Source organism: Nitratireductor sp. GISD-1A_MAKvit, from assembly GCF_040819555.1.
Taxonomy (GTDB): Bacteria; Pseudomonadota; Alphaproteobacteria; order Rhizobiales; family Rhizobiaceae; genus Nitratireductor.
Genome location: NZ_CP161920.1, coordinates 233510 through 245948, shown reverse-complemented (window position 1 = coordinate 245948; position 12439 = coordinate 233510). Strand labels below are relative to the sequence as shown.

At 59.9% G+C, this 12439-nt stretch carries 13 protein-coding genes and 3 pseudogenes; 8 read left to right on the top strand and 8 right to left on the bottom strand.

What is annotated here, in order from left to right; translation table 11 throughout:
* Positions 1-112 precede the first annotated feature (112 nt).
* The 5 genes and pseudogenes from AB2N04_RS02370 to AB2N04_RS02350 all read left to right on the top strand — a co-directional run bounded on the left by AB2N04_RS02370 (position 113) and on the right by AB2N04_RS02350 (position 2323).
* Positions 113-463 (top strand): MliC family protein, encoded by a 351-nt coding sequence (locus tag AB2N04_RS02370; protein WP_367716786.1) that lies wholly within the window; start codon positions 113-115, stop codon positions 461-463.
* Positions 464-532: 69 nt separating this feature from the next.
* Positions 533-888, top strand: a pseudogene (locus AB2N04_RS02365) (ArsR/SmtB family transcription factor).
* Positions 889-929: 41 nt separating this feature from the next.
* Positions 930-1478: an SRPBCC family protein gene (locus tag AB2N04_RS02360; RefSeq protein ID WP_367716784.1), complete on the top strand. Its 549-nt coding sequence runs from the start codon at positions 930-932 to the stop codon at positions 1476-1478.
* 34 nt (positions 1479-1512) lie between these two features.
* On the top strand, positions 1513-1923 hold the full coding sequence (locus AB2N04_RS02355; RefSeq protein WP_367716783.1) for a VOC family protein: 411 nt from the start codon (positions 1513-1515) through the stop codon (positions 1921-1923).
* Positions 1924-1930: 7 nt separating this feature from the next.
* Positions 1931-2323, top strand: a complete 393-nt coding sequence (locus tag AB2N04_RS02350; RefSeq protein ID WP_367716781.1) for a VOC family protein — start codon at positions 1931-1933, stop codon at positions 2321-2323.
* 32 nt (positions 2324-2355) lie between these two features.
* On the opposite strand, the gene AB2N04_RS02345 is transcribed toward AB2N04_RS02350, so the two are convergent.
* The 7 genes and pseudogenes from AB2N04_RS02345 to ubiE all read right to left on the bottom strand — a co-directional run bounded on the left by AB2N04_RS02345 (position 2356) and on the right by ubiE (position 8617).
* Positions 2356-3273, bottom strand: a complete 918-nt coding sequence (locus AB2N04_RS02345; protein WP_367716779.1) for a pirin family protein — start codon at positions 3271-3273, stop codon at positions 2356-2358.
* Positions 3274-3405: 132 nt separating this feature from the next.
* On the bottom strand, positions 3406-3930 hold the full coding sequence (locus tag AB2N04_RS02340) for a GNAT family N-acetyltransferase (RefSeq protein ID WP_367716778.1): 525 nt from the start codon (positions 3928-3930) through the stop codon (positions 3406-3408).
* Complete coding sequence (gene coaBC / locus AB2N04_RS02335) at positions 3927-5171, bottom strand: bifunctional phosphopantothenoylcysteine decarboxylase/phosphopantothenate--cysteine ligase CoaBC (RefSeq protein ID WP_367716777.1); 1245 nt, start codon at positions 5169-5171, stop codon at positions 3927-3929. The genes AB2N04_RS02340 and coaBC overlap by 4 nt, the downstream gene beginning before the upstream one ends.
* Positions 5168-5612 (bottom strand): annotated as a pseudogene (locus AB2N04_RS02330) (type II toxin-antitoxin system VapC family toxin). The gene coaBC and the pseudogene AB2N04_RS02330 overlap by 4 nt, the downstream one beginning before the upstream one ends.
* Positions 5596-5853, bottom strand: coding sequence for a plasmid stabilization protein (locus AB2N04_RS02325; protein ID WP_367716776.1), 258 nt, complete (start codon positions 5851-5853; stop codon positions 5596-5598). The pseudogene AB2N04_RS02330 and the gene AB2N04_RS02325 overlap by 17 nt, the downstream one beginning before the upstream one ends.
* Before the next feature lie 399 nt (positions 5854-6252).
* Complete coding sequence (gene ubiB / locus AB2N04_RS02320) at positions 6253-7830, bottom strand: 2-polyprenylphenol 6-hydroxylase (RefSeq protein WP_367716774.1); 1578 nt, start codon at positions 7828-7830, stop codon at positions 6253-6255.
* A gap of 10 nt (positions 7831-7840) precedes the next feature.
* The gene (ubiE, locus tag AB2N04_RS02315) at positions 7841-8617 is read right to left on the bottom strand and encodes a bifunctional demethylmenaquinone methyltransferase/2-methoxy-6-polyprenyl-1,4-benzoquinol methylase UbiE (RefSeq protein WP_367718712.1); all 777 of its coding nucleotides are present in this window, start codon (positions 8615-8617) and stop codon (positions 7841-7843) included.
* Positions 8618-8724: 107 nt separating this feature from the next.
* On the opposite strand from ubiE, the gene AB2N04_RS02310 reads away from it, so the two are divergent.
* The 3 genes from AB2N04_RS02310 (at position 8725) to AB2N04_RS02300 (ending at position 11070) form a co-directional block, all read left to right on the top strand.
* Complete coding sequence (locus tag AB2N04_RS02310; protein ID WP_367716773.1) at positions 8725-9705, top strand: adenosine deaminase; 981 nt, start codon at positions 8725-8727, stop codon at positions 9703-9705.
* A gap of 72 nt (positions 9706-9777) precedes the next feature.
* Positions 9778-10407 carry a uracil phosphoribosyltransferase gene (gene upp / locus AB2N04_RS02305; protein ID WP_367716771.1) on the top strand — a complete coding sequence of 210 codons (630 nt, stop codon included), beginning with the start codon at positions 9778-9780 and terminating at the stop codon, positions 10405-10407.
* A gap of 96 nt (positions 10408-10503) precedes the next feature.
* The gene (locus tag AB2N04_RS02300; RefSeq protein WP_367716770.1) at positions 10504-11070 is read left to right on the top strand and encodes a TIGR02281 family clan AA aspartic protease; all 567 of its coding nucleotides are present in this window, start codon (positions 10504-10506) and stop codon (positions 11068-11070) included.
* Positions 11071-11111: 41 nt separating this feature from the next.
* Here AB2N04_RS02300 and deoA read toward each other — a convergent pair.
* A pseudogene (deoA, locus tag AB2N04_RS02295) lies at positions 11112-12432 on the bottom strand (thymidine phosphorylase).
* Positions 12433-12439: the final 7 nt, after the last annotated feature.

Genomic DNA, 12439 nt, shown 5'->3' with positions numbered 1-12439 from the left:
GAAGCGTGCTCGCTCCGGGGCTTTTCTTTTGCGCGCCCGGCCGGCCTTGTCTTCAAATCGACACGCTGTCACGGTCTCATGATTCTGTCTGAAACCGTTTCTGGAGTCCGCCATGCGCCGCCCCGCCCTGTCACTCATCGCCCTCCTCGCAGTGGGTTCCGCTACCAGTGCGGCAACGCTGGAGATCGATCTCCCCGATGCGGAAAGCGTAGAGACCGTCGCGGTTACCTATGCTTGCCCGGACGGCGATATCGACGTGACCTATTATAATGTCGAAGACAATTCGCTTGCCGTCGTCGTGCTTGACGGCGGCCCGGTGGTGATGAGCAACGTTCTTGCCGCCTCTGGAGCGAAATACGCAGGCGGTCCATATGTCTGGTGGACCAAGGGCGACGATGCAGACCTCTATGATCTGATGAAGGGTGACGGCGCGGAACCGGTGTCCTGCACCGCAAGAAACTGATTTTTCAGCTCATCGCGAACAATAAACCAATCGGTTGACTATCTTGTCTGCGACTGATAGTTAAACCGAATGGTTGAGCATATTTCTCCTCATCTTGATGCCGTTTTCCATGCCCTGTCGGATCCGACACGGCGCGCCATGCTGCATCGTTTGTCGAACGGCGAGCAAAGTGTGTCTCACCTGGCGAAGCCCTTCGACATGTCGCTGGCCGGCGCTTCCAAACATGTGAAAGTTCTGGAGGGGGCGGGGCCCTCGTCAGCCGGCGGGTGGAAGGCCGCACCCATTATTGTCGGCTGGAAGCTGCGCGCCTTGCCGAAGCGCATGCGTGGTTCCGCTATTATGAGCGCTTCTGGACAGATCGGCTCGATGCATTGCAGGCGATTCTGGAAAGGGAGGATCGTCAGCACGACGCCGGGAAGGACTGACAAAGCGTCCCGCACAAATCGCACCCCATGAAAGGAAGACGATGAGACAGGCCGATGAAAGTGACTTTGGAGTTCCCACGGCACCCGATGAGGTTCGTTTCGAAAGGCTTCTTCCGGGGCCGATGGAAAGGATCTGGTCCTATCTGACCGAAGCAGAAAAACGACGGCAATGGCTGGCAGGCGGAGAGATGGAGCCTCGTGCTGGAGGTTCGGCAACACTGCTCTTCCGCCATTCCGAATTCACCGACGAAGACCCGCCCGCGCGTTACCGGGAGATGAACGAGAAGGGCTTCGTTTCCGAAGGAAAGATCCTCGCCTGGGATCCACCGCGGTTTCTTTCCATGACCTGGCCGGGAGACGGCGCTGGAAGCCAGGTTGAGTTCGAGCTTTTCCCCGAGGGAGAAAAGGTTCTCCTCGTGGTCACGCACAAGCGCCTCGCCGATCGGGGCGAGATGATCAACGTTTCCGGTGGCTGGCATGCGCATCTGGCTGTTCTGGAAGCGGTGCTCGAGGGCCAGAAGTCACCGCACTTCTGGTCGCAGATTGCTGCGCTCGAGGCGGCATATGCTGCGCGCTTCAACCAGCAGTGAAACCCCTGCCACTATCGGCACCAAGGAGGATGACATGAGTGTTTCCGCAACATTGCCTGAAACCAGCGCCGAGCCCGACGCCGCACCAAAACTCGCCGGCGGGCGCAACATCGCCATGAAGGTGCCTCCGCATCAGTTTGAAGAGACGGTGCGTTTCTACCGGGATGTTCTGGGCATGGAGCAGATCGAGGAGCTTCTTCCCGCTGTGGGTTTCCGCTTCGGGGCCAACCAGCTCTGGATCGACAAGACGCCGGGCATGAGCCAGTCGGAGCTCTGGCTGGAGATCGTTACCGACGATACGCAATCTGCTGCCGCTCGACTTGAAGAAGCAGGCATCACCCGTTGTGACGAGATCGAACCGCTGGGCGAAAATTTCGACGGTTTCTGGATATCGAGCCCCGCACAGATCATCCATCTGGTTGACCGCAAATCCGGCAGTTGGTGAGGTCGGCATGCTCAAAATTGCTTTGATGAGCGTCCTCGTTGAGGATCAGGACAAGGCCGAAAAATTCTATACGGAAGTGCTCGGCTTCGGGAAGAAGCAGGATTTCCCGATTGGCGATGCGCGCTGGCTGACGGTGACCTCACCCGGCGACGGGGACGGCACGGAGCTTCTTCTCGAACCGATGGGCTATGACTTTGCGCGCACCTATCAAAAGGCGGTTTACGATGCGGGTTTGCCGGCAGTCACTTTCGCCTCGGACGACGTCCGCGCGGAGCATGCGCGCCTGACCGCGCTGGGGGTGCGCTTTCGCGGAGAGCCGAAACAGGTGATGGATTGCCCGGTCACCGCGCTCTTCGAGGATGGCTGCGGGAACCTCGTTCAGATATTCGAGGCCCGGTGAGGCGGCGCGGGTTGCGCCGCCCCATTCCGGTTTCAGCTTTTCGCGTTCTCGCGGATGAAGGTGCCGGCGTTCAGTTCGCTGAACGCCTGCATCAGCTCCTGACGCGTGTTCATGACGATGGGACCATGCCAGGCGACAGGCTCCTGGATGGGTTTGCCCGAAACAAGCAGGAAGCGGATGCCCCGTTCGCCGGCCTGCACCACCACCTCGTCGCCGGTGTCGAAAACGACCAACGTGCGGTCGCCACTCATGTCGCGCAGATGCAGTTCCTCACCGGCAACCTCCTTCTCCACCAGCACGCCGAATGGCCGCGAGGCGTCGCGGAATGTGCCGGAGCCTTCGAATATGTAGGCGAAGGCGCTGCGGTAGGTGTCGACGGGCAGGACCTTGCGCTTGCCCGGCGGTACCCAGACATCGAGATATTGCGGATCGGCGGCGATGCCGTCGACAGGGCCGCGCTTGCCCCAGAATTCGCCGACCACGACACGCACCCGCGTACCGTCATCGTCAATCACTTCGGGAATGTCGCCGGCCTTTACATCCTGATAGCGCGGCGTTGTCATCTTCTCGCTTGAGGGCAGGTTGGCCCAGAGCTGGAACCCGTGCATATGACCCAGTTTGTCGCCATGCGGCATTTCCTGGTGCAGGATACCGCTTCCCGCCGTCATCCATTGCACGTCGCCGGCACCGAGCGAGCCGGCATTGCCGAGACTGTCGGCGTGATCGACGCTGCCCGCCAACACATAGGTGATCGTTTCAATGCCGCGATGTGGATGCCAGGGAAATCCTGCCTGATAGTCCTCCGGCCGGTCGTTGCGGAAGTCATCGAGCAGAAGGAATGGGTCGGCGAGCTTGGGATCGCCGAAGCCGAATGCGCGGTCAAGGCGAACCCCGGCACCTTCCATCGTGGGCTGGGCTTGCGAAATCTGCTTTACGGGACGAATGGACATGATCGTCTCTCCATCTGTTGCTTGCAGCAAAGATAGGCCGTGCGTGCGGTCATGACACCCGCAACAGCGAAGACGCGCTGTTCACTTATTGGAGACAATTGGCGGCGTTTCCGTTGCGCGTGGTTCGGTGGTCTAGCCACGCCAGAAGACGATTGTCGGGCGATCCTTGTATCGGGTGCGAGCCTTTTCAACAAAACCAAGGCGCGCTGCGAGCTTTCGTGACGAAGTGTTCTCATCGTCGATGATGCAGGTAACGGCCTTGCCTGGGTGTGCCTGCGAGCACCAGGAAAACACTGCTTCCATGGCTTCCTTTGCATAGCCTCTGCCGTGCGCTTCTGGCAGGAAGACCCAGCCGGCCTCCAGCGTGCCCGTGACCGAGGGGGCGATGTTGCGATGACATTCCTGCACGCCCGCATCGCCGAGGAATGCACCCGAGGTCTTCTCCGTGACCGCGAAGTACCCGAAGCCCATCAGGTCCCACATGCCGCGATGCATGGCGAGGCGCCGCCAGGCCTCCTCGCGGGTGAGCGGCTTGCCCGAGGTAAAACGTGTTGGCTCAGGCAGTGACCACAGATGTGCGAAACTGTCGAAATCGCTCACGCGATGTGCACGCAATAAAAGGCGGTCCGTTTCCAGTATCGGAGTCGGCGAGGTCATTTTTCCGTCCCGAGCCGATCCGCGATCAGCTGAGCGAGACGTTCGGCCACGTCGTCCTTGCTCATTTCAGGCCATTCATCGTGTCCGTCCTGGCTGACGATGATTACACTGTTGCTGTCACCACCCATCACGCCCCCGGGGCCGACGCCGCTATCGTGCGACACGTCGTTGGCGACAATGATGTCGGCACCTTTCTTGTTCAGCTTGGCGCGCGCATTCTTGAACAGGTCCTGTGTTTCTGCTGCGAAGCCGATGACAAGTTCGGGGCGCTTTTCGTGATGACCGATGCCGGCGAGGATGTCGGGATTTTCAGTGAGTTCGAGCGTCGGGGGCCCCTCTCCAGGTTTCTTCTTGATTTTCTCGGCCGTCTCGACGGCTGGACGCCAGTCGGCGACGGCCGCGACAAAGACGCCTGCGTCCGCGGGGAGGGAGGCTTCCACCGCTTCACGCATCTGGCGGGCCGTTTCCACATGCGTGGTCACGACACCTCTCGGGTCGGGGATGGACACCGGGCCGGATACGAGATGGACCGACGCGCCCAGCCTGGCAAGTGCGGCCGCGATGGCGTGTCCCTGTTTGCCGGATGAGCGGTTTGCAATGTAGCGGACAGGGTCGATGATCTCGTGGGTGGGTCCGGAGGTGACGATCACCTTGCGTCCGGCAAGTGGCTTCTCGCCACCCCCGACCAGATCTTCGACCGCTGCGACGATCTCCAGCGGTTCGGCCATGCGGCCTTCGCCAGCCTCGCCGCTCTCGGCCATCTCGCCTCGATTGGGGCCGACAAATGCCACGCCGTCCTTCTGCAGCGTAGCGAGATTCCGCTGTGTCGCGCTGTGTTCCCACATGCGTGGATTCATGGCAGGCGCCATCAGCACCGGTTTGTCCGTTGCAAGCAGAATCGTCGAGGCAAGATCATTGGACTGGCCCGTGGCGAGCTTCGCCATCAGGTCTGCCGTCGCGGGTGCGACGATGAGCAGATCGGATTCGCGGGAGAGACGGATGTGGCCGACATCATGTTCCGCCTGACGATCGAACAGGTCGGTGAAGACATGGTCTGCGGTCAAGGCCCCGACCGAAAGCGGCGTGATGAACTCCTGAGCGGCCCTGGTCATAACACAGCGCACACTGGCGCCACGTTCGCGCAGGCGTCGGATCAGGTCGAGGCATTTGTAGGCGGCAATCCCGCCTCCGATCAAAAGCAGGATGCGCGATGCCTGCAAAGTCTGCGGCGTGGCTTTCATGCGGAAACGCTCTCCTCGGACAGCCTGATGGCGGGCTCGATATCTGTATGAATGAAATCATCACCCATGAAAAGCAATGGCAGATTAACCGCTCTGGCCAGTGCATAGGCAAAGCAGTCGCCGATATTCAGTCCCGCCCTGTGGCCCGTTCCGGGACCATAGATCGCATAGGCCCTTCCTCGCGATGGTCAATTGCCGATCATCGAAGTCGATTGTTTCAGGAGCAAGCACGGACAACAGGGCATTGAGACGCGAAGTGCCGTCAATCAGGGAAATATGCTTGGCGACATAGTGCGCTTCAAACGTGGTCGTGCTGCTGATGACGATCCGCTCGGCTTTTTCCAGAGCCTCGCAGAGCGCTTCGATGTCGGGACCGCCGTTCAGAACAGCGATCAATGCTGACGTATCGATTACGAATTTTGACTCACAATGTACGGCCATTCCATATCTCATCGCTTATGGCTTTAAGGTCGAAGTCACCGATAGGCCTGATGGAAATTGTCTTGAGGACCTTTGCGCGCTGGAAGCTATCGCGACTGAGAGCGATCTCTTCAGGGGTGCGAACGCTGGCCGCCAGGATGCGTCTGACCTCTTCTTCCATCGATGTGTCGTTCTCGGCTGCGCGCCTTCTCAACGCGCGCCGAACCTTCTCATCCACATTCCTGATTGTCAGGGTCGCCATTTATTGCTCCGAAACGATGAGCCGGCAAATTTGACAGCATCGACTGCATTTCCCCGTTGCAGCTCACCGGTTCAGTGCTGTCATTGCTAGCACTGCGGTCAGCGATGCGGGGTGCGCGGGTGTGTCGGGGCGCCGGCGTGCTCTGATACTGAACTGCTCCTTGTGTGTGCTCATATCCTATCGTCTGCGACGCTGTCAGTGCGCTCAGCGCTTTATTCACACATCATAGCCGTAGAAAAGCTATTTGAAACGGTGACTTATGTGCTGTCTGCTAGCATTGCTGTCATTGCAGTCTAGCCGAGTGGGAGGCAATGATCGAATTAGCCAGCGCTGCAGCGCAGCGGTGCTGTCTACCCCCAGCGTTGCCAGCAGGTTTTTGCTTTCAGTGACAGGTGAAGCTCAGGAAATTTGCCACGCGATGACAGCAAGCGCAGCAGCAATGACCCAAAGTGCCGCGCGACCACCTCGAGAATGACGTGCTTCGGCCCTTCCGATGGCCTCTGCAGTCTCGGCATCAAACCGCAGACCCTTCTGCGCCATTGCATCGATCTCGCGGGAGAGGCGCTCGGTGCGTGCCGCGAGCTCCGGCGCCTGGCGCGCCAGTGACAGGATCGCCCCCAAACCGTCGCGCGCGTCATTCAGGATTCCGCGCGGGCCGAGGTTCGCGGCAATCCAGTCGGATACGACGGGCTCGGCTGTCTTCCACATGTTGAAGTGTGGATCGAGTGTGCGGGCCACGCCTTCGACCACGACCATGGTCTTCTGCAGCAGAAGAAGCTCGGGCCGTGTCTGCATGTCGAAAAGCTCGGTCACTTCGAAGAGAAGTGTCAGCAGGCGCGCCATCGAGATGGTTTCGGCCGACTGTCCGTGGATCGGTTCGCCGATGGCGCGCAATGCCTGGGCAAATGCTGCAACATCGTGATGAGCAGGAACATAGCCGGCTTCAAAGTGGACCTCGGCCACGCGGCGAAAGTCGCGCGTGATAAAGCCGTACAGAATTTCGGCGAGGAAGTGTCGCTCCTTGCGCCCAATGCGACCGGTAATGCCAAAGTCGACAGCCACCACCGTGCCATCGTCTTCGACGAACAGGTTGCCCGGGTGCATGTCCGCGTGGAAAAATCCGTCGCGCAGCGTGTGGCGCAGAAAAGACTGGATTAAGGTCCGCGCCAAAGCTTCGAGATCGTGCCCGGCATCGCGCAACGCTTCGATGTTCGACATCTTGGTGCCGTTGACCCATTCCAGGGTCATGACATCGCGGCCGGTGCGCTGCCAGTCGACGGCGGGAACGCGAAAACCGGGGTCGTCCCTGGTGTTTTCGTGAATCTCCGAAATGGCAGCCGCCTCAAGGCGCAGGTCCATTTCGATTTTCGTCACCTGCGCCAGAGTCTCAGCGACCTTCACCGGTTTCAGTCGGCGGGTGGAGGGTATGAAGCGCTCCTGCAGCTGCGCTGCCAGGAAGTAGCTCTCAAGGTCATTCTGGAAACGACGACGCACACCTGGACGAATGACCTTTACCGCGACCTTCTTCGGTTCGCTGCCATCTGTCTCGACCCAGGCCTCGTGCACCTGTGCGATGGAGGCTGCGGCGACAGGGCCATCAAACGTGGTGAAAAGTTTTTCAACCGGCAGTCCAAGAGAACTCTCGATGGCCGCACGTGCCTGTGTTTCAGGAAAGGTGTCCATCCGATCCTGCAGGCTGGAAAGGTCGTGCGCCATGTCGTGGCCAACGACGTCCGGGCGGGTCGCAAGAAACTGACCGAGCTTCACATAGGAAGGGCCGAGCCGGTTCACCGCCTGCGCCAGCCGCTCGGGACGGTCGCGTCTGGCATTCCGGCGGCGCGACATCAGTTTCGCCACGCGCCAACCGAGACGAGGCATGCCTTCCAGCTGATCGCCGGGCATTGCGGCCACGACGCCTTCGCGAACCAATATCCAGCCCGCGCGGGCCAGCCGGAGATATGCGCCAACAATACTCATATATATGCCGTCAAATCTTCCAGCCGGAATGCAGCGAAGCGATCCCGCCCGTGTAATTGCGCCAGGTGACGCGCGAAAAGCCGGCATCGGTGATCATCGCGGCAAAGTTCTGCTGGTTTGGAAACTTGCGGATCGATTCGACCAGATAGCGATAGGGTTCGCCATCGCCCGTGACCGCCTGTCCGATGCGTGGGATGGCGTGGAAGGACCAGCTCTCATAAACCTTGTCGAGAATTGGCATCTCCACATCGGAAAATTCCAGACACATGAAACGTCCGCCAGGCTTGAGCACGCGATAGGCTTCGCAAAGCGCGCGGTCGATATGCGGAACGTTGCGGATGCCAAAGGCAATCGTATAGGCGTCGAAACTGTTGTCCTCGAAAGGAAGTTCCTCGGCATTGGCTTCAACGAAGGTCAGATTGTCGGCGATGCCCTTCTTCTCGGCGCGGTCGTGCCCCACCTCAAGCATCGAGCCGTTGATGTCGAGCACGGTGACTGCCGCGTTTCTGTGCGACGCCTCAACAATGCGAAAGGCGATGTCGCCTGTACCCCCCGCGACATCAAGCGCGCGGTATCCCGGTTTTCTGGATGGTGCAAGCCAGGAGATCATCGCGTCCTTCCAGGCGCGGTGCAGCCCGGCGGACATCAGATCGTTCATCACGTCATATCGTTTGGCCACGCGATGAAACACGGAATTGACCAGACCCTGCTTCTCGTTCTCGTCCACCTGACGAAAACCAAACGCTGTCTCCATACCGCCTTCGGCGGTGGTACGCTGATCGGACATTGTCACCCTTTCGAAATCGAGGCGACCATAGCCCATCGACGCTTCCGGCGCTATTGTCAAAAGCGCGATGAACAGCCGCGCCGCAGGCATACGAGATTGGAGCACCCATGGTTCCCAAAGCAGAAATTCACTGCCATATCGAAGGTGCTGCGTCACCTGCTCTTATAATGACGCAGGCGCGCAAATATGGTGTCGATACATCGGACTTTCTGCGTGACGGTGCCTATCACTGGACCGACTTCACCAGCTTTCTTGCAGCCTATGATGCCGCCGCGAGTCTTTTTCGTTCGGAGGAGGATTACGCTCTCCTGGCAGAAGACTATCTCACGTCGCTGGCGCGCGAGGGCGCGATCTATTCCGAGATACTCATTTCTCCGGATCATGCCGAACGCGCCGGCCTGTCCCGTATCGCCTATACGAATGCGCTCGGCGAAGGCATAGCGCGTGCACAGGCCGCCACCGGCATAACCGGGCGCATTGTGGTCACCGGTGTTCGCCACTTTGGCGCGGCAGCGGTGGAAGACGCGGCGCGGTTCGCGGTCGCATGCGGGCATCCTCTGGTGACCGGTTTCGGCATGGCGGGGGATGAGCGGTTTGGCAATGTTCGGGACTTTGCACCTGCCTTTGATATTGCCCGCGAGGCGGGGCTCGGGCTGACGGTGCATGCCGGCGAGTTCGGCGGATGGGAGAGTGTGGAGGCCGCGCTGAATCACATCCGCCCCGCGCGCATCGGCCATGGCGTGCGCGCGATTGAAAATCCCGACCTGGTTCGCCGACTGGCAGATGAAGGGACCGTGCTGGAAGTCTGTCCGGTCTCCAACATCGTTTTGAAGGTCTTTCCCGATTTCGCCCGCCACCCCCTGCCGGCTCTGGTAGAGGCCGGCTGCCGCGTGACGCTCAATTCGGACGATCCACCCCATTTCCACACATCGATCGGCAATGAATATGAGGTGGCGCAAGAGGTTTTCGGCTTTGACGATGCAGCGCTTGCCGCTTTCACCCGTACGGCAATAGAGGCCGCGTTCATCGATGCGGCGACGCGGGCAGCGCTGCTCGAGGCCATGGGCGACAAAACTGTGGCTCAATGAGGCTTCCGGTATGCGCATCAAGGTCCTGACGTTACAATCACAGGCAACGAACCAGCTTCCGGGGAACACAACATGCAGGGCGTGACCGTCGTTGACCATCCGCTTGTCCAGCACAAGCTCACCATCATGCGAGACAAGGAAACCTCGACTGCGGGGTTTCGGCGTCTTCTGCGCGAGATTTCACTTTTACTCTGCTACGAAGTTACGCGTGATCTGGACCTGACGACGAGACGCATCGAAACCCCGCTTCAACCCATCGATTCTCCCACACTGGAAGGCAAGAAGCTGGTGTTTGCCTCGGTGCTGCGCGCGGGCAACGGGCTTCTCGATGGCATGCTCGACCTGGTCCCGGCCGCGCGTGTGGCACATGTGGGCATGTATCGCGATCATGAAACGCTTGAGGCTGTTGAATATTTTTTCAAAGCACCGAGCGATCTGGGCGACCGCCTGGTCATTGTTGTCGATCCCATGCTGGCAACTGCAAATTCTGCGATTGCCGCAGTGGACAAGCTGAAGGAGCGCGGTGCAACCAATCTGCGCTTCCTGTGCCTTCTGGCAGCACCCGAGGGGGTTGAGAATTTCCGCAAATCCCATCCGGATGTCCCCATTTTCACCGCTTCGATCGATGAGTGCCTGAATGAAAAGGGCTACATCGTGCCGGGTCTGGGAGATGCCGGCGATCGCATGTATGGAACGAAGTAACGCAAGCTTAACCAAGCGATAAGGTTATCCCGGTCATTAAACCAATGATCGCCTGCGCTGCCTATGGTCAACCCGACCTCAAGTTGGAATTGGCCCATGTTTCGCAAGATGATCATGCTCGGTGTGTTGATTGGAGCTGCGGGAAGTGTTCCCGCCCTCTATGAAAGCAACCCGGATTTCTATCGCGGGCTTATGCAAATCGCCCTCGGACGGGATGCTGCCGAACCTGCAAAAATGGCGGCAGCGCCGGCAGGAGAAAAGCTCTCGCGAGGCACCACCTCCGTGTTGGTTGGCAGGAAGGTCAGCATTCAGGCTGACAGAACCGGGCACTATGTGGGGCAGTTCAGGATCAACGGGCGCAAGATGCCGGCGATGATCGACACCGGTGCCACCTACGTTGCAGTCAACAGGGATACGGCACGCCGGATCGGCGCGAAGCTCTCCGCTTCGGATTTCAAATATGAAGTGAATACCGCCAACGGAAGGGTGAAGGCTGCAGCGGTCACGCTTGAGAGCCTGCAGATCGGCCGCATCTTCGTGGAAGACGTCGAGGCGGTGGTGCTGGATGACAGCGCGCTCGACAATGTACTCATCGGTATGAGCTTTCTTGGCCGCCTTTCACGCTTTGGCGTGGAAGACCAGGCGCTTGTCATGGAACAGTAAGCGGTACGATAACTCCGACATCCCCGGTGGCGTTTCCGACCTTAAGGGTGTGCCGTCACGCGCCGAAGGATGGTTTTTCTTGCGCGCGGTTTCTCACCAACAACGCCATAGGCTTTCCGCACCGCTTCTGCCGCCCGCTCGGGCCGCGTCGGTGGAGGCTGCGTGAACCATGCAAAGCGGTTCGCCGCGTCTGATTTCGGCCCCGACGGGAAGCAGCCCGGAAAGACCCACCGAATGGTCGATCCGGTCATCCGCGACGCGCCTTCCGCCTCCCAGTTCGATCACGCAAATGCCGATGGCTCGTGCATCGATTGCGCCGACAAACCCGTCTTCATCCGCCAGAACCGGGGCATTCACTGTTGCTCGTGGCAGATAATCGGCCGCTTTTTCAATGAAGTCCGGTGGGCCCCCGAGCGCGGAAACCATTCTTCCGAATGTCTCGGCCGCGCGGCCGCTTTCGAGCGCTTCAAGCACCCTGTCGAAGGCCTCACGCGTGGTTGCCGCAATGCCGGATGCCTGCAGCATTTCGCCGGCCAGTGCGAGGGTCACGCCTTCCAGCCGGCGCCCCCGTTTCTTGGCCGTCAGAAAATCCACGGCATTGGCAACCTCGACGGCGTTGCCGGCGGCCGACGCCAGTGGCTCGTTCATGTCTGTCACGAGCGCGGTGGATGAAAGGCCCGCCTCGCCGGCCACGCGCACAAGATTCTCGGCGAGCTTGCGGGCGGCGCGCGCATCTCCCATAAACGCGCCATTGCCCGATTTTACATCCAGAACCAGCGAAGAAAGCCCCGCAGCGAGCTTCTTGGACAGAATTGACGCAGTGATGAGCGGGATCGATTCCACCGTTCCCGTCACGTCGCGGACGGCATAAAAACGTCTGTCGGCAGGTGCGAGATCCGCAGTCTGGCCAATGATCGCACATCCAGTCTGGCGAACCGTATCGGCGAACTGCCGCTCACTCGGCTGGCTGGTGTAGCCTGGAATGGAATCCATCTTGTCGAGCGTGCCACCGGTGTGGCCGAGGCCGCGTCCGGAAATCATCGGCACAAACGCGCCGCAGGCCGCGACGATGGGGGCGAGCATGAGCGAAACATTGTCGCCCACGCCACCCGTGGAATGCTTGTCTGTAACGGGGCCGGGTAGATCGGACCAGTCGAGAACGGTTCCAGAATCGCGCATGGCCAGCGTCAGGGCTGCGCCTTCTGCCGGCTCCATGCCGTTCAGGTAGATGGCCATTGCAAGTGCTGCAATCTGGCCCTCGCTCCAGGTGTCATGCGCAAGCCCATACACAAACTCGGCAATCTCATCACCGGTGAGCGCTTCTCGGTTCCGTTTGCGACGGATGATTTCCTGGGGGAGCATCATGCCA